Here is a 20,763-nt window from a genome sequence, read left to right as displayed (position 1 = left end):
GAGAAAAATGGCATGAATTCCCGCCCCCGATCGCCAGGCGCGGAACGGAGCGCAAGGGCTCGCGGGTGCCCGCGACCCGCGACCGGCGGCCTTCCGGCGGGACACGCGCGGCGCCGGGCGTCGAGCGGTCCCCCACGGTCCGACGCGGTCCGACGCGGTCCGACGCGGTCCGGCGCGGTCCGGCGCGGTCCGGCGCGGTCCGGCGCGGTCCGGCGCGGGAGACGCCGGGACGTCGTCCGGGCTCGGCCTCCGCGGGAGCGGACGGCGGCCCGGACATGCCTCCGATTCTTATACCGGTATAGTATGGCCGGTATAGCTATTGGTTACGTGAGAAGGACGCCGCATGATCGAGATCCTGAGCCCCATCCTGCTGGCCCGCGCGAAGGACACGGGCGCCCTGGTCGCCGACATCCTGCAGACGCTGAAGAGCCGCAGCGCGGTGGGCACGAACCTCATGGACATCGACCGGTGGACCAAGGACATGATCGTCGAGGCGGGGGCGCTGTCCTGTTACGTCGACTACGCGCCGTCCTTCGGGCGCGGCCCGTTCGGCCACCACATCTGCACGGCCGTCAACGACGCCGTGCTCCACGGACGGCCGTACGACTACACGCTCGCCGACGGCGATCTGCTGAGCCTCGACCTCGCCGTCTCCAGGGGCGGAGTCGCCGCGGACGCCGCCATCAGCTTCATCGTGGGCGACACGCGGCCCCCGGAGAGCGTCGCGATGATCAATGCGACCGAACGCGCGCTGGCCGCGGGGATCGCCGCCGCCGGGCCCGGGGCCCGCATCGGCGACATCTCCCACGCCATCGGCACCGTCCTCCGCGAGGCGGGATATCCGATCAACACCGAGTTCGGCGGCCACGGCATCGGATCGACGATGCACCAGGACCCGCACGTCCCGAACGCCGGACGGCCCGGCCGCGGATACACGCTGCGTCCCGGGCTGCTGCTCGCGCTGGAGCCGTGGGTCATGGCCGACACCGCCGAACTCGTCACCGACGCCGACGGGTGGACGCTCCGGAGCGCGACGGGCTGCCGGACGGCCCACAGCGAACACACGATCGCCATCACCGACGACGGAGCCGAGATCCTCACCCTGCCGGCGCAGAGCCGGCGGAACCGTCACACGGGAGAGGACGCCGCATGAACCCGCGACCGTCATCGCCCGGAGCGAAGCGGACCGACGAGTCATCCGTACGGATCGGCGTCCTCGTGCCGCTGACCCGGCCCGGCTGGGTCGAGGCGGGCCGGCATCTGCTCGCCGGACTGGAACTGGCCGTCCACGAGGTCAACGACGCCGGTGGGATCGCCGGAAGGCCCCTCGACCTGGTGGTCCGGGACACCGCGGCCGATCCGCAGAGGGCCGCGGAGGCCGTGGACGAGCTGGCCCGCCTGGGCGTGGCCGCCCTGGCGGGCGAGTACCACAGCGTCGTCGCCCGCGCCGCCGCGGCCAGGGCCGACGCCCTCGGCCTGCCGTTCCTCTGCTCGTCGGCGGTTCTCGACGCGCTCACCGAACAGCCGACGGAACGGGTCGCGCGCCTCGCCCCGGCGCAGTCGCGCGGCTGGCGGGTCTACGCGGACTTCCTCCTCGGCGCGGGCCACCGCCGGATCGCCGTGGCGACCCAGCCGAGCGTCTACTGGGCCTCCGGGACCCGCATCCTGCGGGACCACCTCGCTCCCCACGGCGGCGCCGTCGCCGAACTCGACGTGAGCGCGCTCACCCCCGCGGAGGTGTGCGACCGACTCGCCGCCGACGGTGCGACGGCCCTCCTCCTGCTGGTGGGCCACCCGGAGCCGGCGATGCCGATCGTCAGGGCCGTCCGCCGTGACCGGCGCCTCGCCGAGGTCATGATCGGCGCTCCGGCCGGGCAGCCGGAGTTCGCCGGATGGGCGACGGCGCTGGGCGGCGAGGGTGCCGCGATCCCGTTCCTGCGCTACCTGCCCGAGCGCCTCGGGCCGCTCGGCGCACGGGTCGAGGCGGCCCTGCGTGAACGGCTGGCCGAAGCGCCCTCCTTCGTCGCCTTCGAGGGGTACGACACGGTCGCCGTCCTCGCCGACGTGCTGCGGTCCCACGGAACGGACCGGGCGCGCATCGCCGGAGCCTGGCCGCGCGTCGAGGTCGAAGGCACCCGCGGGCCGATCCGGTTCTCCCGCGTGCCGGGCATCGGCGTCCGGCAGTGGGCCTGGGCGCCGATCCAGGTCGTCGATCGGGACCCGGCGAGACCGGATCACTTCCGGGTCCTTCACACCGGCTGAGAGGCCCGGCGCCCGGATCGGTGTCGCCAGACGCAAAGTAGGGCGTCCGCGCTGGTCAGCGGGCCCGGACGACGAGTGGCCTCTCTCCGCTCGGCGTCACCCGGGCCCGCTGATCAGCAGTACACCCACATGGCGTCGTACTTGTTCGCAGGGACGGATCCACTGCTGTTCGCGGGAAGAATCGAATCCCAGACGAAGCTGGACGTGGTGTGGGTGTCGCCAGACCCCTTGTAGTTACCGAACTGGATCCTGTTGCCGCTCGTCTGGTATCTATCGGTCTTGTCGTTGAAGCCCTCATCTCCCATGTTGTGGAACCCGCACCAAAGGGCGTTCCAGACCTTGTCCGGGGATGGGCCCGTGTCGATGGCGCACGCACGGCCGCTCTCGCAGTAGGTCCGGACCACCCCGTCCGCGGACGCGGGCTGGGGAGAGAAGATCATCGCTACCGCGCCCGCGGCCAGAGCCGCGGCCAGAACGTTCCTGGTCTTCCGTATCGGCTTGCGCTGGGCTGAGACGGCGATGGGCATGACGGTCTCCTTCACAAGGGAATGGGTGGAGTGCCGGACGGTTCGGGGAAGCCGGCACGCGTGCTCAAGCACAGGAGTACAGAACGTGAGCATCGTGCTGTCCGGGTGTCGGTGACAGCCGGGGGTGACCGATCTTTCCGCTATCTGCAGATAAATCGCTCATGGGCCGGATGGCTGTCACCACCCTTTCTGAGCCGTTGAGAGATGATTGCGCCCGGCAGGGGGTCGACAGTGCGCCGTCCTTCGTGAGACGGATGAGACGACGTCCCATCGGCCCGTGGCGGTAATGCTTCCCCAGCCGAATCCCGGCCGCAATGCCTTTTGGTCCTGCGCGAAAAGGGACGGACGACCTTGGGTCAACGGAGCCGGATCCCCGGTGGCCGGGCTGCGGGAGGAGCCTGAAGGGTTTTCGGTGGCACTCACGAAGTTTCGGTCGGATATGGCTTTGACCTGTGGTGATGCCGCAGCGTGGGCCTCATGGCGCTGCCGGGCGGACGGGCGGGGCCATCGGGGCGAAGCCGAGGCCGGCCAGTACGGCCGCGCCGCGGGCGGCGTGGTCGCCGCCGGCGAGCACCAGCGTCCGTGCGGACTGGTAGCGGCAGCCGGCGGCGTCGAACGCGTCCACCGTGGCGAGCAACCGCTCCCGGTCATCGTCGAACAGCGCCCGTGCCCGCTCGACGATGGCACCGGCGACCGGGTTGCCGGCCACGATGGTCCGGGCCTCGGCCAGGCGGTCGCACGCGCCGGGACTCCCGGCGAGCACGGCGGCCTCGGCACGCAGCGCGACATACCAGTGGTGCCAGATCCAGGTGACCCACTTCCACACCTGCTCAGGCTCGGGGGCCATCCGCAGCAGAGCCTCCGACGCCCGCCCGCGGTGCAGGAGGACCATCGAGTCGAAGACCGCACCGTAGCCGAAGGTGTGCTCCGGTGTCGCGCCGAGCCGATCCAGGACTTCTCGCCATTCGCGTCGGGCGGCGTGGTCGTCACGGAGATCGTGGATCATCGCGACAGCGGCCGCCGCCGGGCGGAGAAGCGACCGGGACGGGCTGCCCGCCCGCTGCCACGCGTCGAGGAACCGGACGCCGCCGGTGAGCACCTCGTCGACGTCGCCCACCAGCGCGTCGACCATCAGCAGCCGGCATGTGGCGCGGTGACCGACCTCCGCCAGTGACGGATGGCCGGCCAGCCGGCGTGCCCATCGGCGGGCGTCCCGCACATCCCCCGCGCCGAGGGCGGCCTCGGTGGCTATGCCGAGCGCGTCGATCAGTTCGTGGGTTCCGGCCGGTGAGATCGGCATGGACGACAGGATCGTGATCCGGCGCCGGGCCGTGGCCGCGGTGGCGAACGTGTCACCGGCCCAGCTCTGAGCGCCGGTGAGCGCGTCGAGCGCGGCCGACTCCGCGAGCGGGTCACCGGTCCGGCGGGCGAGCTCGACCGCCCGCTCGGCGTACGCCGTCGTCTCCGGTACGGCGTTGCCGGGCGGGCCCTGGGCGGCGCCGAACGCGTCGGCGAGCACCGCGGCCTCGGCCAGGGCGACCGCGGCCTGTGCGACCGGGTCGTCGCCGGCCCGCTCCCGCGCCTCGGCGACCAGCTCGAGCGCCTCCTCCCCGGACGGGAGGCGCACGAACGTGGTCGAGAACCGGAACGCGACGGTGGCGGCGGTCGCCAGGTCGGCGGCGGCGCCGACCGAGTCGCCGGACCTGCGGGCGGCGTCCGCGGCCGCGAGATGAAGGCGGTACATGTCATCCCCGGCCGTCCGGCAGCCGGCCACGGCCGCGGCCTGCCGGAGCATCGACGCGGTGACGGCGGGGTCGGTCGCGAGCTCGGCCGCCTGCTCGAAGTGCCGCTGCGACTCCCCGACCAGGTTGCGGGTGAAGGACAGTTCCGCCAGGTGCCGGGCGAGTTCGCAGGCGTCCGCGCGCCGCTCCGGCCGGTCGGCCGCCCACACCAGGGCCGCGCGGAGGTCGTCCGCCACCAGGTCGAACCGGGCCCGCCAGTCCGGTCCTGCCACTGCCAGGCCGGCGGCCCGCTCCAGGCACCAGCGGAGGTGCCGGGACCGGGCGCCGGCCAGCTCGCCCGCCTCGGCGAGCCGCTCCGTGCCGTACTGGCGGATGGTCTCCAGCGCCCGGTACTCCGTACCGTCCGGAGTGGCCGTCACCACCAGCAGGCTCTGTTCGGCGAGCCGGGCCAGGACGTCGGCGACCATGCCCTCCTCCGCCCCGGTCACCTCCGCCGCCGCGGCGGCGGTGAACGACGCCGCGAACACCGACACCCGGCGCAGCAGCGCCCGGTCGGCCGGCTCCAGCAGGGCATGGCTCCAGTCCAGCGCCGCCCGTACCGAACGGTGCCGTTCGTCGGCGCGGGAACCGCCGGTGAGCATCCGCAGCGGATGGGACAGCGCGGCGGTGATGCCGTCCAGCCCGAGCGTGGGATACCGGGCGGCGGCCAGCTCGATCGCCAGCGCCATCCCGTCGAGCCGCTCGCAGACGGAGGCGATCCGATCGCGCCGCAGGAGATCCGCCGGCCGGCCGGCCGCCGCCGCCCGCTCCATGAACAACGCGACCGCGTCCGACCCTCCGTCGGCGGCCAGCGACAGCGGCGGGACCGGATACACCCGTTCGAACGGCACCATCAGCCGGGCCCGGCTGGTCGCCAGCACCGTCACCCGGGGGCACGCCGCCAGCAGCCGCCCGAGGAACAGCGCCACCCCGTCCACCACGTGCTCGCAGTTGTCCAGCACCAGCAGCGCCTGACGGTCGGCCAGCGCGCCGACCACGGATGCGGTCATGTCGCGGCCGGGCTGCTCTCCGAGGCCGAGTGCCCCGGCGACCGCGGTGGCGATCATTCCCGGGTCGGTGACCGGGACCAGGTCGACGAACCACACCCCGTCGGCGTACTCGCCGGCCGCCTCCGCGGCCACCGCCAGCGCGAGCCGGGTCTTGCCCACGCCGCCGGGACCGGTCGCGGTCACCTGCCGGTGCGCCTTGATCAGCTCGGTCAGTTCGGCCCGCTCGCTCTCCCGGCCGACGAACGAGGTCAGCGAGGTCGGCAGAACCGGTGCCGGGTGGGACGGGCCGGCGCCGGACGGCTCGGGTGCGCGCCGGGCGAGCGCGCGCCGATCCGGAGCCTCCAGCTTGCGCAGCAGCGAGGAGACATGGCTTTCCACGGTGCGCACTGAGATGTACAGCCGTGCCCCGATCTCGGCGTTGCTGAGATGGGCCCCGACCAGTTCCAGCACCTCGGCCTCCCGAGGTGAGATGTCCGCTCCTGCAACCACCGTCATAGTTTGCCGCACCCCCGTCAGAGGGTCGGCGGGGAACCGGACCGCCCGCCCGTCCGGTGCGACCCGGCGCCTCCGGGGAGGCGGTGGGTCACACCGGCGGGCACGGTACGGATCTCCGCCGCGGAACCTCCGGAAACGGGCCCCAGGGCCTCCACGGGCCCGGCGGCCCCGGCGACTCTGGTGGCCCCGGCGGCTCCGGTCAGGCGCCGACGTAGGCCGCGAGGTGCTCGCCGGTGAGGGTGGAGCGGGCGGCGACGAGGTCGGCGGGCGTGCCCTCGAAGACGATCCGGCCGCCGTCGTGGCCGGCGCCGGGACCGAGGTCGATGATCCAGTCGGCGTGCGCCATGACCGCCTGGTGGTGCTCGATGACGATGACCGACTTGCCGGAGTCGACGAGCCGGTCCAGCAGGCCGAGCAGCTGCTCGACGTCGGCGAGGTGCAGGCCGGTGGTCGGCTCGTCGAGGACGTACACGCGATTGAGGCGAGAGGAGCGCGAGCTTGCTCGTGCTCCCGAGCCGATTGAGTGTGTCGAAGCCGACGCAGTCGGCGAACTCACGCCGCCCTTCTCGGCCATGTGGGTGGCCAGCTTGAGCCGCTGCCGCTCGCCGCCGGACAGGGTGGTGAGCGGCTGGCCGAGGCTGAGGTAGCCGAGCCCGACGTCGGCGAGCCGGGCGAGGATGGCGTGCGCGGCCGGCGTGCGCGCCTCGCCGGCGCGGAAGAACTCCTCGGCCTCGGTCACCGGCATCGCGAGCACCTCGCTGATGTCACGGCCGCCGAAGCGGTACTCCAGCACCGACGCCTGGAACCGCTTGCCCCCGCACTCCTCGCAGACGGTGGCGACGCCGGCCATCATCGCCAGGTCGGTGTAGATGACGCCGGCGCCGTTGCAGTTGGGGCAGGCGCCCTCGGAGTTGGCGCTGAACAACGCCGGCTTCACACCGTTGGCCTTCGCGAACGCCTTGCGGATCGGGTCGAGCAGCCCGGTGTAGGTCGCCGGGTTGCTCCGCCGCGACCCGCGGATCGCGCCCTGGTCGACCGACACGACGCCCGCGCCGGCCGGGATCGACCCGTGCACGAGCGAGCTCTTGCCGGAGCCGGCGACGCCCGTGACGACGACGAGCACCCCGAGCGGGACGTCGACGTCGACGTCCCGCAGGTTGTGCGCCGTCGCGCCGCGGATCTCCAGCTTCCCGGTCGGCGTCCGCACCGTCTCCTTGAGGGCGGCCCGGTCGTCGAAGTGGCGGCCGGTGAGGGTGCCGCCGGCCCGCAGCCCCTCGACGGTGCCCTCGAAGCAGACGGCGCCGCCCGCCGTACCGGCGCCGGGGCCGAGGTCGACGACGTGGTCGGCGATCGCGATCGTCTCCGGCTTGTGCTCCACGACGAGCACCGTGTTGCCCTTGTCGCGCAGCCGCAGCAGCAGGTCGTTCATCCGCTGGATGTCGTGGGGGTGCAGGCCCGTGGTGGGCTCGTCGAAGACGTAGGTGACGTCGGTGAGGGAGGAGCCGAGGTGGCGGATCATCTTGGTGCGCTGCGCCTCGCCGCCCGACAGGGTGCCCGACGGCCGGTCGAGCGAGAGGTAGCCCAGCCCGATCTCCACGAACGAGTCGAGGGTCTGCTGCAACGTGGCCAGCAGCGGCGCCACCGACGGCGCGTCGAGGCCGCGGATCCATCCGGCCAGGTCGCTGATCTGCATCGCGCAGGCGTCGGCGATGTTGACGCCCTTGATCCGTGAGGAGCGGGCGGCCTCGTTGAGCCGGCTGCCGCCGCACTCGGGGCAGGCGGTGAAGGTGACCGCCCGCTCCACGAACGCCCGGATGTGCGGCTGCAGCGCCTCCTTGTCCTTGGACAGGAACGACTTGCGGATACGCGGGATCAGACCCTCGTAGGTCAGGTTGATGCCCTCGACCTTGATCTTGGTCGGTTCCCGGTGGAGCAGGTCGTGGAGCTCGGTCTCGGTGAACTCGCGGATCGGCTTGTCGGGGTCGAAGAAGCCGCAGCCGGCGAAGATGCGGCCGTACCAGCCGTCCATGCTGTAGCCGGGGATCGTGAGCGCGCCCTCGTTGAGCGACTTGCCGTCGTCGTAGAGCTGGGTCAGGTCGATGTCGTTGATCCTGCCCATGCCCTCACAGCGGGGGCAGGCTCCGGCGGGCTCGTTGAAGCTGTAGTGGAACGACGGCCCGGCGCTCGGCTCGCCGAGCCGGCTGAAGAGGATCCGCAGCATCGCGTTGGCGTCGGTGGCGGTGCCGACGGTGGAGCGGGAGTTGGCGCCCATCCGCTCCTGGTCGACGATGATCGCCGTGGTCAGCCCCTCCAGCACGTCGACCTCCGGCCGCGCCAGCGTCGGCATGAAGCCCTGCACGAAGGCGCTGTAGGTCTCGTTGATCAGCCGCTGCGACTCTGCGGCGATCGTGCCGAACACCAGCGAGCTCTTGCCCGAGCCGGAGACGCCGGTGAACACCGTGAGCCTGCGCTTGGGGATCTCGACGCTGACGTCCTTGAGGTTGTTCTCCCGTGCGCCCTGGACGCGGATCAGGTCGTGGCTGTCGGCGAGGTGCGACGAGGGCGACTGCGGGTTCGTCCTCGGGGCCATGCGGTGTCTCCGTTCGTTGCGGGGGATGGTCGGGCCCGCCTTCGGCCTGCGCCGGCGTCGCCCTGGATGATCCAACCAGGTGCGGGCGACATTTCCGGTCTCCTTCCGGTGGCGCGCGGCTTCCCGGCCGGGCGTTCAGCGCGTCTCGTTGATGCGGACCAGGTTGCCCGCGGGGTCGCGGAAGGCGCAGTCGCGGACACCGTACGGCTGCTCGGCCGGTTCCTGGACGACCTCGGCGTCACCGGCCCGGAGCCGCTCGAAGACTCCGTCGAGGTCCTCGGTGGACAGGACGATGGTGGCGTAGGTGCCCTTGGCCATCATCTCGGCGATGACGCGGCGCTCGTCCGCGGTGACGCCGGGGTCGGCGGCCGGCGGGTACAGGACGATGGACGTTCCGGGCCGCCCGGGGGGAACGACCGTGATCCAGCGCATCCCGCCGTAGCCGACGTCGTCGCGGACCTCGAAGCCGAGGACGTCACGGTAGAAGGCCAGGGAGGCGTCCGGATCGTCGTGCGGCAGGAAGACCGTGTGGATGGCGATGTCCATGCCGGTCACCCTATCCGCGGCTCCGCGACCGGCACTTCTCGATTCCTGACCGGTCTGGTCACCTGTTTGGCCACGCATGACGGCATCCCCGCGGTCGCGTCCGCCGCGTGGCGGCGGTAGGCGCCGGGCGAGATGCCGACCAGTTCGGTGAAGCGGGTGCTGAAGGTGCCGAGCGAGGAGCAGCCGACGGCGAAGCAGACCTCGGTGACGCTGAGGTCGCCGCGGCGCAGCAGCGTCATGGCGCGCTCGATGCGCCGCGTCATCAGGTAACTGTACGGGGACTCGCCGTAGGCGAGCTTGAACTCGCGGCTGAGGTGCCCGGCCGACATGCTCGCGCCGCGGGCGAGCGCCTCGACGTCCAGCGGCTGCGCGTACTCCCGGTCGATCCGGTCGCGGACGCGCCGCAGCCGCGCGAGGTCGCGCAGTCGCTGCACCGCGGAGGATCTGCCGGTCACACCGGAAATCGTACGGCCCGCCACCGACAGTACGGCGGGAGCCGTCGCGGGGGCCGGGAAGGACACGCGCGTACCGTCCGGCCCGCATCGATATCGGCTCCCCTATCGATGCGCGGGCAAGATCGATATTGGACATCCCAAGATCGGCTCTGGTCTGCTGGACGGCGCCGACGTCCGGCCCCGATGGTCCCGTACGACCGCGGGGAGAGTGAGAGCAGGTGCCACCGAATGTCCTTCGAACCTCCTTCCGGCCTGTCCCGCCGCGCCGTGCTGGCCGCCACGGCCATCGTGCCGCTGGCGGGCCCGGAGGCCCGGGCGTCCGCCGCCGCGCCGGAGAGCGCGCGGTCCCACTACGACCGCGCGGCCAGGCTGGCGGGTGACGACCCGATCCTGCGGAACATCGTCAGAGCGCTCTCCCCGGGCGCCGTGCCGCCGTCCCCGGACCCCGTCGAACCGCTCAGGATCTTCGACGACGTGGCGGTGGTGACGACCGGCTTCGTCTCGGTCACGGCGATCCTGACGTCCGAAGGCGTGATCCTGATCGACGCGCTCGGGTCGCCGGAGGAGGCCGAGAAGGTCCTCGTCCCCGGGCTGCGCGCGGTGGGCGTGGACCCGGCGGAGATCCGGTACGTGGTGGCCGCCCACGGCCACGACGACCATTTCGGCGGCGCCCGCCACCTCGCCGAACGGTACGGGGCCAGGGTCATGATGAACCGGGCCGACTGGAAGATCGCCGCCGCATCCTCCCCCGCCCACGGGAGTTACCTGGACATCTCCGACGGACAGCGGCTGACCCTCGGCGGCACGACGGTGGTGTTCCACCGCACCCCCGGCCACACCCCCGGGACCGTCTCGGCGATCTTCCCCGTGCGGTGGAGGGGGAGGCGGCACACCGCGATGCTGTGGGGCGGGACCAACCCTCCCGCAGACACGACGGGAAAGCGTGCCCTGCTGTCCTCGGTGCGGAGGTTCGCCTCCCACATGAGGCGAGCGGGAGTGGACGTCGAGCTGAACAACCACGGGGCCTGCGACCAGGGCCTGGTGCGCATGGAGCGGCTCCGCGCCGGGTCCGCGGACCCGGAGAACCCGTTCGTCATCGGCCGTTCCAGGGCGCAGCGGTTCATGGACGTGATGGAGGAGATGCTCCGCGGCCGCATCGCCACCGACCGGGAGACCGGGCGCGCCTGAGCCGCCCCGACCGAGTCCGGTCCGCGCGCGACCGCTCTAGGATCGGGTCATGCCCCTGACCGCGAACGACGTCGACCGGTTCGAGACGTCCAGGCCGCGCCTGGAGGCCATCGCCTACCGCCTCCTCGGCTCCGCCGCGGAGGCCGAGGACGTCGTGCAGGAGACGTTCCTGCGCTGGCAGGCCGCCGACGTCGACCGCGTCGAGGTCCCCGAGGCGTGGCTGACGAAGGTCCTCACCAACCTGTGCCTCAACCAGCTCTCCTCAGCGCGGGCGCGCCGCGAGACCTACGTGGGCCAGTGGCTGCCCGAGCCTCTGCTCGACGGGGACCCGATGCTCGGCCCGGCCGAGACCGCCGAGCAGCGCGAGTCGGTCTCCTACGCGGTCCTCGTCCTCATGGAGCGCCTCTCCCCCGCCGAGCGGGCGGTGTACGTGCTGCGGGAGGCGTTCGGCTACCCGCACCGGGAGATCGCCGAGATCCTCGGCGTCACCGAGGCCGCCAGCCAGCAGATCCTCCACCGCGCCAAGAAGCACGTCGCCGACGGCAGGGCCCGCACCGAGATCGACGAGGCCGCCACCCGGCGGATCGTCGAGGAGTTCCTCGCGGCCGCCGCCAGCGGCCGGACCGAGCCGCTCGTGCGCCTGCTCACCGGGGACGTCATCGCGATCGGCGACGGCGGCGGCAAGATCCCGGCCCGCGCCGGAGCGTTCGAGGGCGTCACCGCGGTCGCGAGGTTCCTGCGGGGCCTGTTCAAACCCGGCGGGGCCAAGCGCGCCCTGGCCGGCGGCTCGCCCGGGGTCTACGCCTGGACCGCCAACGGCGAGCCCGCCGCCGTGGCCGTCGTGGACGGCCGGGTCGTCGGCGTCATGTGCCTGGAGGTCACCGCCGGGGGCGTCGTCGCGGTCCGCAACCAGGTCAACCCCGACAAGCTCGAACGCGCGACCGCGCGCTGGGCGGCCGCCGACCACGGAGAGCCCCTGTTCCACGTCTTCTGATCCGCCGCTGAACGCGGTGTGAGGTGCTTCACACCGCGTCCCTGTCAGGAAACGGCGGGCCGCCCGGTTCAAGGGGCGAAACCGTACGCCGGCGGAAGCCGTACACGACAGGAGAAGGAAATGCAGCACCGCATCCTCGTCCTCGGAGCCGGATACAGCGGAGCCATCGCCGCCGGCCGCCTCGCCAGGCGGCTGCGCCGCGAGGACGTCGCCATCACCCTCGTCAACGCCGAGCCCGACTTCGTGGAACGCGTCCGCATGCACCAGCTGGCGGCCGGCCAGGACCTCACCCCCAGGCCGCTCGGCGAGATGTTCGCGGGCACCGGCGTCGAGCTGAGGATCGCGAAGGTCACCGGCGTCGACGCCGACCGCCGGACCGTCTCCGTCACCGGCACCGACGGCGCCGCCGAACTCGCCTACGACACGCTCGTCTACGCCCTCGGCAGCGCCTGGAACGCCCAGGGCGTCCCCGGGGTCGCCGAGCACGCCCACGAGATCGCCGGCCGTCCCGGGGCGCTCCGGCTGCGCGAGCGCCTGGCCCGTCTCGCCGCCGGGCGGACCGTGCTCGTCGTCGGCGGCGGCCTCACCGGCCTGGAGGCCGCCACCGAGATCGCGGAGGCCCGCCCGGACCTCGAGGTGGCCCTCGCCGCCCGCGACGGCCTCGGCGACTGGCTCTCCCCCAAGGGGCGCGAGCACCTGCGGAAGGTCTTCGGCAGGCTCGGGATCACCGTGCACGAGCACACCGACGTCGCCCGCGTCGAGGCCGGCCGCGTCGTCACCGCCGGCGGCGGGACCATCCCGGCCGCGGTCACCGTGTGGACCACCGGCTTCGCGGTCCACCCGATCGCGAAGGCCACCACCCTGGAGGTCACCGGCACCGGTCAGATCGTGGTCGACGCGACCATGCGCTCGGTCTCGCACCCGGACGTGTACGCCGTCGGCGACGCGGCCATGGCGATGGGCCCGGGGGACAAGCCGTTGCGGATGTCGTGCGCCTCGGGCGCTCCGGCCGCGTTGCAGGCCGCCGACGCGATCGCGGCGCGCCTGACCGCCGGGAAGCTCCCGGACGTGCCGATCCGCTACTTCAACCAGTGCATCTCGCTGGGCCGCGGGGACGGCCTGATCCAGTACGTCACCGCCGACGACCGCGCCGTGCGGGCGGCGCTGACCGGACGGCTCGCCGCCGTCTACAAGGAGCTGGTCTGCAAGGGGGCCGCCTGGGCGGTCGCCAACCCGACGTTCGGGCTGCCGGGCCGGCGCCGCCCCGTCACGCGGGGGCGGACCGCGGCGGGCGAGGCCGCCAAGGCCACGGCGTAGACCGGCGCCGGCGCGGTCACCGGCCGCCGGTGAGCCTGCCGTCGGTCATGGTCAGGACGGTGTCGACCAGGGACAGGGCCGAGGCGTCGTGGGTGACCATCACGGTCGCCAGGCCGTTGTCCCTGGTGAGCCCGGCCAGCAGGGTGACGATCCGCTCGCCGCGCTGGTGGTCGAGGGCGCTGGTGGGCTCGTCCACCAGCAGGACGCCGGGGGCGTTCATCAGGGCGCGGGCGATGTTGACCCGCTGGCGCTCGCCGCCGGACAGCTGGTGGGGCCGCCTGCCCTCCTTGCCGTCCAGGCCGACGGCGTGCAGGAGCTCGCGGGCCCGCGGGACCGCGGCGGCGGGCCTGGCGCCCGTGAGGTGGGCCATGACCAGGAGCTGGTCGAGCGCGGTCAGCGCTGGAAGCAGGTTGGGCTGCTGGAAGACGATCCCGACGTGGTCGCGGCGGATCCGGGTCCTGGCGGCCTGGCCGGCGTCGGTGACGTCCGTCCCGGCCACCGACACGGTGCCGGAGGCGGGACGGATGAGCGTGGCGGCGACGGCCAGCAGGCTGGACTTCCCCGAACCGGACGGGCCGACGACCGCGGTGAACTCGCCGGGTGCGACCGCCAGGTCGACGTGGTCCAGGGCGGTGAGGACACGGTCGCCGTCGGGGTAGGTCAGGACGACGTCGGTGAGCTTGAGGGTCATCGGGAGGCTCCCAGGGCGGTCAGCGGGTCGACGGAGGTGATCTTGCGGATGGCCAGGGCCGCGCCGGCGGCGCCGAGGAGGACCATCACGGCCACGGGGACGACCGTGGTGGCGGCGGACAGCACGAAGGGCACGGTGCCCGCGGCCAGCGCGCCGAGGGCGGCGCCGAGCAGGCCGCCGAGACCGGCGCCGAGCAGCAGCACGATGACGGCCTGGGCGAGCGCGTCACGCAGCAGGTAACCGGTGCCGGCGCCCAGCGCCTTGAGCACGGCGACGTCACCGCGCCGCTGGATGGTCCACACGGTGAAGAAGGCGCCGATGACCAGGGCGGAGATGGCGAACAGCAGGCCGCGCATCAACTGCAGCGAGCCGTTCTCCGAGGTGTACGAGCCGATCGCGGCCGGTGCGTCGGCCAGCGGGACGGTGACGGTGCCGAGCCGGGCGTCGGCCGCGGCGAGATCGGCCCGGCCGCCGGTGCGCAGGGCCAGGACGGTCGCCGCGGTGTCGGGGCCGGTCTGGCCCCGCACCCCGGCGGTCCAGTCCTCGATGGCGATCCAGGCGACCGGGGCGTGGCTGTAGGAGACCGGACCGGTGGTTCCGGCGACGGTGAGGTCCTTCCCGAGCAGCCGCACCGTGTCCCCCGCCTCCCCCATGGACGGGTCGCCCTCGCCGGCCAGGGCCTCCGACAGCACCACCGTGCCGGGGCGCAGTGATCGGGGGGCGAGGCTCCCCCCGGGCTGTACGGCGAAGACGGCCGCGGCGGCGCCGCGGTCGCCCCGGTCGCCGCGGGTCAGGCGGGCCATGGACACGCCCAGGCGTTCGGCCCGGACACCGTCGAGGTCCCGCCAGCCGCGCCAGGCGCCCTCGCCGATCCGGCTGTCGGCGAAGGAGGGGTCGCCGCCGCCGGCGAAGACGATGTGGTCGGCCGGCAGGTCCTCGATCGCGGAGACGTTCTCGCGGGCCAGGCCGGCGGTCAGTCCGGACAGCATGGTCACCAGCAGCGTGATGAGTACGACGACGGTCCCCATGAGGGCGAACCGCCCCTTGGCGAAACGCAGGTCTCTGAGCGCCACGAACACGGCGCATCCCCCCGGTCGGTTGTCGATGGTCCGGGCTTCTCCCGGCGCCCGGAGTCCGGGCTCTTCCCGGTGTCCGAAGGCCGGGCACCGGGGCTTCTCCCAGCGTCCGGGATCCGGCCCGCCCGGCGCGTCGTGCCCGCGGCCCGCCCGGGATCGCCCGTACGGTGACCCGGGGTACACCTTTCGGACGACGCGACGGATGGAATTTTTCGCCTACTCTGAGCGAGAAATGATGAACTATCCGTTTCCTCCGGCGCTGCGGCTGCTGCGGTGGACCGTCCACGGCACCTTCGCGGCCCTGCTGGCCGTCGCGCTGATCGGCCTGCTCCGCCGCGGCCACGCACCCCTGGCCGCGGCCGGCGTACCGCTGGGCGTGCTGTACGCGGCGGGGATCGTCATCGAGGGACGGCTGCCGCGCTTCGGCGGCCGCGCGCACCTGCTGCTGGGCCGGATCTGGCTCGTGGCGATCACCCTCGGCTGGGCCGGGCTGGCGCTGGCGGCCCCGCAGTACGTCTGGCTGGCCTTCCCGCTGTTCTTCGCCCACCTGCACCTGCTGCCGCCGCCGGTCGCCCTGCCCGGCGTGGCCGTGCTGACCGCCGCCGCCGTCGCCGCGACCGGCTGGCACACCGGGGGCCTGACCGGGGCCCAGGTGGTCGGCCCGGTCGTCGGCGCGGCCGTCGCCACGCTGATGGGCCTGGTCTACAAGGCCCTGCACGCCGAGAGCGAGCAGCGGCGCAGGCTGATCGACGACCTGGTGCGCACCCGGGACAGGCTCGTCGAGGCCGAACGCGAAGGCGCCCGCCTGGCCGAACGGGAACGCCTGGCCCGGGAGATCCACGACACCCTGGCCCAGGGGATGTCCAGCATCATCCTGCTGCTGCGCGCCGCCCGCGCCGACCTGGCCCGCGACCCGGAACTGGCCGGGACGCGCGTCGACGAGGCCGAACGCGCCGCCCAGGACAACCTGGAGGAGGCGCGCAACTTCGTGCGGGCCCTGGCGCCGCCCGCCCTGCAGCACTCCTCGCTCACCGCGGCGCTGCGCCGCATCAGCGACGCGGCGGTGGCCGGCACCGGCACCGAGGTGCGCTTCGAGGTGTCGGGCGTCCCGCTGCCGCTGCCGGCCGACTACGACCAGGTGCTGCTGCGCATCGCCCAGGGCGCTCTCGGCAACGTCAGCCGGCACGCCGCCGCCCGGCACGCCGCGGTCACCCTCACCTACCTCGACGACACGGTCGTGCTCGACGTCGTCGACGACGGCCGCGGCTTCGCCCCCGGCCCGCCCGCCCGTTTCCATGAGGACGGCGCCCGCGAGGACGGAACCGGTGATGATGGCGCCGGCCGCGGAACCGGCCGCGGGACCGGCTTCGGTCTGCGCGCGATGCGCGACCGCGTCACCGCGCTGGGCGGCGCCCTGACCGTGGAGTCCGTCCCCGGCGAGGGAACCGCGATCGCGGCGGCACTGCCGCTGCCGTCCGGGAGCGCGCCATGACGGCGGTGATCCGGATCCTGCTGGTGGACGACCACCCGGTGGTCCGCTCCGGGCTGTGCGCCATGCTGACCGGCCAGGACGACTTCGAGCTGGCGGGCCAGGCCGCCACCGGGGAGGAGGCCGTCGAGATGGCCCGCCGCCTGTCCCCGGACGTGGTGCTGATGGACCTGCGGCTCGGGCCCGGCATGCACGGCAGCGAGGCCACCCGCCGCATCGTCGCGGCGGGCGGCCCGCGCGTGCTGGTGCTGACCACCTTCGACACCGACGCCGACATCCTGGCCGCCGTCGACGCCGGCGCGACCGGCTACCTCCTCAAGGACGCTCCCCGGCACGAGCTGCACGCGGCGATCCGCTCGGCCGCCGCCGGCGGCAGCGCCCTGGCGCCCAGCGTCGCCTCCCGTCTGCTGGGCCGGATGCGCACCCCGGACACCACCCTGAGCCCCCGCGAGCTGGAGGTGCTCACCCGGGTCGCCGAGGGCCTGTCGAACCGGGAGATCAGCAGGCGGCTGTTCCTCAGCGAGACCACGGTCAAGACGCACCTGGTGCGCGTCTACGCCAAGCTCGGCGTCGACTCGCGCACCGCCGCGGTGGCCGCGGCCACCAGGCGCGGCCTCATCCGCCCCGCCTGATCCCGGCCCGGCCTGAACCCGGCCCTGTCCGAACCTGGCCCGTCCTGATCTCTGCCCCGCCTGACCGCGGCCTGCCGGCTTCCGGATCCGTCTGATCCCGGCCTGCCCGCTCCCGGCCCGACGCCCGAGCCGTTCCGGCTCCTCCACGCCCGGCCGGAGCCGGAGGCGAGGTCAGGGCGCGGTCAACGCCGCTTCGAGGGCCGCGCCGTTGCGTTCCAGCCAGGCCTCCCGGCGTTTGATCTGGTCGCCGACGCCTTCGTCCCACATCCTCGCCCAGCCGCCGCCCCGTTCCTCGGCGAGTCTCTTCATCGAGAACCACGACCGCCGCGCGCGCAGCACGGCCACCTCGACGAGGCGGGAGCGGTCGGTCTCCGACATCCCGTAGGCGTCGGCGAGGATCCGGCAGCGGCGCGGCACGTCCACCCCGCGCAGCGGCGGGCCGGCGTCGGCGGGATCGCCCAGCGGAGCCCAGTACAGCATCGCGTTCAGCGGCTCCTCCACCCGGGCGACCGGTTTGGCCAGGTCGAAGTCGATCAGTGCGGCCGCCCGGCCGTCCCGGAAGACGATGTTGTCCGGCGTGTAGTCCATGTGCCCGACCAGCTCGGCCGGGTAGGGCGGCGCGGGCGGCATGCCCGGCGCCTCCGAGATCCCGGCGCCCGGACGCACCCCCTCGGGGACGGAGAAGCCCGCGACGGCCTCGTCGTAGGCGCGCACCAGGCGCCCGACGGAGACCAGCCGCTCCTCGTCGGCGACCCACTCCGGCCTGGGGCGTCCGGCGACCTCACCGGGGACGAAGGTCAGCACCTCGCGCCCGGCCGCGTCGATGCCGAGGAACCGCGGGGCGCCCGCGAACCCGACCTCCTCCAGGTGGCGCAGCAGCGCGTGGACGAGCGGGGCGTTGGGCCCGACCGGGCGTCGGACCGTGTCGCCGACGCGCACCACCCCCTCGGTGACGTCCCCGCCGACCAGGGGTATCTCGGGCTGGGACTCGGCCGGTTCGGCGTACGTGACGGGATGCATGAGGATCATTGTCCTCCCGGAGTCCCCCGGCATGAGATCCGCTCCGGCGGTCCTCCTGGGGCAGGGCCCGCCTCCGGTGCCCGGGAGGGCCCGTTCCGCAGCGGTTCAGCCGCGGGGGGCGGCGGTGCCGCGGTCGGTGTCCGGCCCCATGGCCTTGAGGAAGGCGTCGACGAGGGTGTCGGCGTACTGCGCCGTGAGCGGGCCGGAACGCAGCAGCCAGCGCTGGTAGAGGGGGGCGTACAGCAGTTCGAGCGCCAGGTCGGGGTCGGCGTCGGCGGCGAGCTGCCCGGCGCGCTGCGCACCGCGCAGCCGGGCCTTCTTGGCCTCGTCCACCGGACCGGCCAGCTTCTCGAGGTAGAGGGCGGTCAGGGCGGGGTCGTCTCATCGTCGGCGCCGCGTCCTACGACATGGTGCAGCAGGACCTCCAGGACCGGGCGGCGAAGTACCGCGCCTGGGAGCACCTCAGCCGCAGGGCGCCCGGATGATCTTCCCGCGGGACGGAGAGCGTGCCGGCCGGGGCGCCGGGGCGTGGCGTACGTCCCCGGCGGGGACGCCGGACACGCGCCCGCCTCCTCCGCTTGCATAGTCATGCAGTGCTATGTATATACTTCTACTCGTGTCCAAGGTGCTCACTTCTCTGCCTGTCGGTGAACGGGTCGGGATCGCCTTCTCCGGCGGCCTCGACACCTCTGTTGCGGTCGCGTGGATGCGCGAGAAGGGTGCGGTGCCATGCACCTACACCGCTGAGATCGGCCAGTACGACGAACCCGACATCGCCTCGGTGCCCGGGCGCGCCACCGCGTACGGCGCGGAGATCGCCCGGCTGGTCGACTGCCGGGCCGCCCTCGTGGAGGAGGGCCTCGCGGCCCTGGCCTGCGGGGCGTTCCACATCCGCTCCGGCGGCCGCGTCTACTTCAACACCACCCCGCTCGGCCGGGCCGTCACCGGCACCCTGCTGGTGCGCGCCATGCTCGAGGACGGCGTGCAGATCTGGGGCGACGGCTCCACCTTCAAGGGCAACGACATCGAGCGGTTCTACCGCTACGGCCTGCTGGCCAACCCTTCCCTGCGGATCTACAAGCCGTGGCTGGACGCCGACTTCGTCACCGAGCTCGGCGGCCGCAAGGAGATGTCGGAGTGGCTGCTCGCCCACGACCTGCCCTACCGCGACAGCACCGAGAAGGCGTACTCCACCGACGCCAACATCTGGGGCGCGACCCACGAGGCCAAGGCGCTGGAACACCTCGACGCGGGCATCGAGATCGTCGACCCGATCATGGGCGTCCGGTTCTGGGACCTGTCCGTCGAGATCCCCGTCGAGGACGTCACGATCGGTTTCGAGCAGGGCCGCCCGGTGACGATCAACGGCAAGGAGTTCGCCTCCCCCGTCGACCTGGTGCTGGAGGCCAACGCCATCGGCGGCCGGCACGGCATGGGCATGTCCGACCAGATCGAGAACCGGGTCATCGAGGCCAAGAGCCGGGGCGTCTACGAGGCGCCGGGGATGGCGCTGCTGTTCGCCGCCTACGAGCGGCTGGTCAACGCGATCCACAACGAGGACACCCTCGCCAGCTACCACAACGAGGGTCGGCGGCTGGGCAGGCTGATGTACGAGGGCCGCTGGCTGGACCCGCAGGCGCTGATGCTGCGGGAGTCGCTGCAGCGCTGGGTCGGCACGGCGATCACCGGCGAGGTGACCCTGCGGCTGCGCCGCGGCGACGACTACTCGATCCTCGACACCTCCGGACCGGCGTTCAGCTACCACCCGGACAAGCTGTCGATGGAGCGGACCGCGGACTCCGCCTTCGGCCCGGTCGACCGCATCGGCCAGCTGACCATGCGCAACCTCGACATCGCCGACTCCCGCGCCAAGCTGGAGCAGTACGCCCGGCTCGGCATGGTCGGCAGCGGCCACCCGCAGCTGATCGGCGCCGCGCAGGCCGCCTCGACCGGGCTGATCGGCGCGATGTCCGAGGGCGGCGCCGAGGCGATCGCCTCCCGCGGCGAGGCCCCCGCCGACGAGGTGCTGCTCGACCAGGCCGCGATGGAGTCCGGCACCGACTGACCGGCCACCACGTGAAGGCGGTCTCCCGATCCGGGAGGCCGCCTTCACGATCAGGGGATTCCTCGGCTTGATGGAGCAAACGGGGAGGCGTCCGCACCGGGTCATGTGCCGGGTCTTCATCCGGAGAACCGACGACCCGGCGGTTTCCCCGTATCAGGACGGGAGCGGCGCGTCGTGCAGCAGCAAGGCCGCCTGCACCCGGTTCGCGCAGTCCAGTCTGGTGAGGATGCGGCTGACGTAGGTCTTGACGCCGGCCTCGGTCATGTGGACGCGCCGAGCCACCTGGGCGCTGGACAGCCCCTGCGCCACCGGGGCGAGGATGTCGGCTTCGCGCGCGGTGAGGGCGGCCGGCGCACGTCGTCGCCCGGCACCGCCGTGTCGAGGACCTGACGGGCCACGGGCGGTGACAGGTAGGCGTGTCCGGCGTGGGCGGCGCGGACCGCCCGGATCAGTTCGTCGGGGGCGCATGTCTTCGGCACGAAACCGGACACGCCCTGCGCGCACCGGCCGGGCGTCGCGGGGCGGGGCGGGGTTGCGTCCACGGAGGTGGTGTATGAGTTTCCCCAGCTAGCAGGCGTGGCGCCGTGAAATGAGAACGGCCATCGCGTGATCCTTCGAGTGCGAA

General features: G+C 73.2%; 18 protein-coding genes. 8 read left to right on the top strand and 10 right to left on the bottom strand.

Annotated features, from left to right (window positions below; translation table 11 throughout):
- The first annotated feature begins 343 nt into the window (after positions 1 to 343).
- Together map and ACZ6W9_RS09625 are read left to right on the top strand one after the other, a co-directional pair.
- Entirely contained in the window at positions 344 to 1,153 is an 810-nt protein-coding gene (gene map, locus ACZ6W9_RS09630; protein ID WP_470117225.1) for a type I methionyl aminopeptidase, read from the top strand.
- Complete coding sequence (locus tag ACZ6W9_RS09625) at positions 1,150 to 2,262, top strand: ABC transporter substrate-binding protein (protein WP_470117223.1); 1,113 nt, start codon at positions 1,150 to 1,152, stop codon at positions 2,260 to 2,262. The genes map and ACZ6W9_RS09625 overlap by 4 nt, the downstream gene beginning before the upstream one ends.
- Positions 2,263 to 2,375: 113 nt before the next feature.
- Here the strand turns inward: ACZ6W9_RS09625 and ACZ6W9_RS09620 are convergent, their stop codons facing one another.
- The 5 genes from ACZ6W9_RS09620 to ACZ6W9_RS09600 form a co-directional block, all read right to left on the bottom strand.
- Positions 2,376 to 2,789: a hypothetical protein gene (locus ACZ6W9_RS09620; protein WP_389968846.1), complete on the bottom strand. Its 414-nt coding sequence runs from the start codon at positions 2,787 to 2,789 to the stop codon at positions 2,376 to 2,378.
- A 475-nt stretch (positions 2,790 to 3,264) separates the two neighbouring features.
- Complete coding sequence (locus ACZ6W9_RS09615; protein WP_470117221.1) at positions 3,265 to 6,075, bottom strand: ATP-binding protein; 2,811 nt, start codon at positions 6,073 to 6,075, stop codon at positions 3,265 to 3,267.
- Positions 6,076 to 6,274: 199 nt separating this feature from the next.
- Positions 6,275 to 8,665 carry an ATP-binding cassette domain-containing protein gene (locus tag ACZ6W9_RS09610; RefSeq protein WP_470117219.1) on the bottom strand — a complete coding sequence of 797 codons (2,391 nt, stop codon included), beginning with the start codon at positions 8,663 to 8,665 and terminating at the stop codon, positions 6,275 to 6,277.
- 135 nt (positions 8,666 to 8,800) lie between these two features.
- A complete protein-coding gene (locus ACZ6W9_RS09605) occupies positions 8,801 to 9,211 on the bottom strand; it encodes a VOC family protein (protein WP_389968852.1) in 411 nt (136 codons plus the stop codon).
- Positions 9,212 to 9,216: 5 nt separating this feature from the next.
- Positions 9,217 to 9,675 (bottom strand): helix-turn-helix transcriptional regulator, encoded by a 459-nt coding sequence (locus tag ACZ6W9_RS09600; protein ID WP_470117569.1) that lies wholly within the window; start codon positions 9,673 to 9,675, stop codon positions 9,217 to 9,219.
- A 219-nt stretch (positions 9,676 to 9,894) separates the two neighbouring features.
- Between ACZ6W9_RS09600 and ACZ6W9_RS09595 the strand changes: the two genes are divergently transcribed.
- The 3 genes from ACZ6W9_RS09595 to ACZ6W9_RS09585 all read left to right on the top strand — a co-directional run bounded on the left by ACZ6W9_RS09595 (position 9,895) and on the right by ACZ6W9_RS09585 (position 13,165).
- The gene (locus tag ACZ6W9_RS09595; protein WP_470117217.1) at positions 9,895 to 10,854 is read left to right on the top strand and encodes an MBL fold metallo-hydrolase; all 960 of its coding nucleotides are present in this window, start codon (positions 9,895 to 9,897) and stop codon (positions 10,852 to 10,854) included.
- Between the two features lie 49 nt (positions 10,855 to 10,903).
- The gene (locus tag ACZ6W9_RS09590; protein ID WP_470117215.1) at positions 10,904 to 11,848 is read left to right on the top strand and encodes an RNA polymerase sigma-70 factor; all 945 of its coding nucleotides are present in this window, start codon (positions 10,904 to 10,906) and stop codon (positions 11,846 to 11,848) included.
- A 120-nt stretch (positions 11,849 to 11,968) separates the two neighbouring features.
- Complete coding sequence (locus ACZ6W9_RS09585) at positions 11,969 to 13,165, top strand: NAD(P)/FAD-dependent oxidoreductase (RefSeq protein WP_470117213.1); 1,197 nt, start codon at positions 11,969 to 11,971, stop codon at positions 13,163 to 13,165.
- Between the two features lie 16 nt (positions 13,166 to 13,181).
- On the opposite strand, the gene ACZ6W9_RS09580 is transcribed toward ACZ6W9_RS09585, so the two are convergent.
- Positions 13,182 to 13,856 carry an ABC transporter ATP-binding protein gene (locus ACZ6W9_RS09580; protein ID WP_470117211.1) on the bottom strand — a complete coding sequence of 225 codons (675 nt, stop codon included), beginning with the start codon at positions 13,854 to 13,856 and terminating at the stop codon, positions 13,182 to 13,184.
- Positions 13,853 to 14,935, bottom strand: coding sequence for an FtsX-like permease family protein (locus tag ACZ6W9_RS09575; protein WP_389968861.1), 1,083 nt, complete (start codon positions 14,933 to 14,935; stop codon positions 13,853 to 13,855). Before ACZ6W9_RS09575 ends, ACZ6W9_RS09580 begins: the two co-directional genes overlap by 4 nt.
- Positions 14,936 to 15,164: 229 nt before the next feature.
- On the opposite strand from ACZ6W9_RS09575, the gene ACZ6W9_RS09570 reads away from it, so the two are divergent.
- Entirely contained in the window at positions 15,165 to 16,424 is a 1,260-nt protein-coding gene (locus ACZ6W9_RS09570) for a sensor histidine kinase (RefSeq protein WP_470117209.1), read from the top strand.
- Entirely contained in the window at positions 16,421 to 17,053 is a 633-nt protein-coding gene (locus tag ACZ6W9_RS09565) for a response regulator (RefSeq protein ID WP_389968865.1), read from the top strand. Before ACZ6W9_RS09570 ends, ACZ6W9_RS09565 begins: the two co-directional genes overlap by 4 nt.
- A gap of 171 nt (positions 17,054 to 17,224) precedes the next feature.
- Here ACZ6W9_RS09565 and ACZ6W9_RS09560 read toward each other — a convergent pair whose 3' ends face one another.
- Both ACZ6W9_RS09560 and ACZ6W9_RS09555 read right to left on the bottom strand, forming a co-directional pair.
- Positions 17,225 to 18,073: a phosphotransferase gene (locus ACZ6W9_RS09560; protein WP_389968867.1), complete on the bottom strand. Its 849-nt coding sequence runs from the start codon at positions 18,071 to 18,073 to the stop codon at positions 17,225 to 17,227.
- Positions 18,074 to 18,178: 105 nt separating this feature from the next.
- Positions 18,179 to 18,406 (bottom strand): TetR-like C-terminal domain-containing protein, encoded by a 228-nt coding sequence (locus ACZ6W9_RS09555; RefSeq protein WP_389968869.1) that lies wholly within the window; start codon positions 18,404 to 18,406, stop codon positions 18,179 to 18,181.
- 283 nt (positions 18,407 to 18,689) lie between these two features.
- Here ACZ6W9_RS09555 and argG point away from each other — a divergent pair, with 283 nt between their 5' ends.
- Positions 18,690 to 20,138, top strand: coding sequence for an argininosuccinate synthase (gene argG, locus ACZ6W9_RS09550; RefSeq protein WP_470117206.1), 1,449 nt, complete (start codon positions 18,690 to 18,692; stop codon positions 20,136 to 20,138).
- A 153-nt stretch (positions 20,139 to 20,291) separates the two neighbouring features.
- Here argG and ACZ6W9_RS09545 read toward each other — a convergent pair whose 3' ends face one another.
- On the bottom strand, positions 20,292 to 20,606 hold the full coding sequence (locus ACZ6W9_RS09545) for a response regulator transcription factor (RefSeq protein ID WP_389968872.1): 315 nt from the start codon (positions 20,604 to 20,606) through the stop codon (positions 20,292 to 20,294).
- Positions 20,607 to 20,763 lie beyond the last annotated feature (157 nt).

Source organism: Streptosporangium sp. NPDC053982 (genome assembly GCF_055585205.1).
Note: the sequence above shows the minus strand (reverse complement) of the source record. Positions and strands in the feature narration are given on the sequence as shown.

Coding starts and splice junctions, on each gene's coding strand:
- ACZ6W9_RS09565 (WP_389968865.1), top strand. CDS start 16,421: ATGACGGCGGTGATCCGGATCCTGCTGGTGGACGACCACCCGGTGGTC.
- ACZ6W9_RS09595 (WP_470117217.1), top strand. CDS start 9,895: ATGTCCTTCGAACCTCCTTCCGGCCTGTCCCGCCGCGCCGTGCTGGCC.
- ACZ6W9_RS09620 (WP_389968846.1), bottom strand. CDS start 2,789: ATGCCCATCGCCGTCTCAGCCCAGCGCAAGCCGATACGGAAGACCAGG.
- map (WP_470117225.1), top strand. CDS start 344: ATGATCGAGATCCTGAGCCCCATCCTGCTGGCCCGCGCGAAGGACACG.
- ACZ6W9_RS09545 (WP_389968872.1), bottom strand. CDS start 20,606: ATGCGCCCCCGACGAACTGATCCGGGCGGTCCGCGCCGCCCACGCCGG.
- ACZ6W9_RS09605 (WP_389968852.1), bottom strand. CDS start 9,211: ATGGACATCGCCATCCACACGGTCTTCCTGCCGCACGACGATCCGGAC.
- ACZ6W9_RS09580 (WP_470117211.1), bottom strand. CDS start 13,856: ATGACCCTCAAGCTCACCGACGTCGTCCTGACCTACCCCGACGGCGAC.
- ACZ6W9_RS09625 (WP_470117223.1), top strand. CDS start 1,150: ATGAACCCGCGACCGTCATCGCCCGGAGCGAAGCGGACCGACGAGTCA.
- ACZ6W9_RS09615 (WP_470117221.1), bottom strand. CDS start 6,075: ATGACGGTGGTTGCAGGAGCGGACATCTCACCTCGGGAGGCCGAGGTG.
- ACZ6W9_RS09560 (WP_389968867.1), bottom strand. CDS start 18,073: ATGCATCCCGTCACGTACGCCGAACCGGCCGAGTCCCAGCCCGAGATA.
- ACZ6W9_RS09610 (WP_470117219.1), bottom strand. CDS start 8,665: ATGGCCCCGAGGACGAACCCGCAGTCGCCCTCGTCGCACCTCGCCGAC.
- ACZ6W9_RS09590 (WP_470117215.1), top strand. CDS start 10,904: ATGCCCCTGACCGCGAACGACGTCGACCGGTTCGAGACGTCCAGGCCG.
- ACZ6W9_RS09570 (WP_470117209.1), top strand. CDS start 15,165: ATGATGAACTATCCGTTTCCTCCGGCGCTGCGGCTGCTGCGGTGGACC.
- ACZ6W9_RS09585 (WP_470117213.1), top strand. CDS start 11,969: ATGCAGCACCGCATCCTCGTCCTCGGAGCCGGATACAGCGGAGCCATC.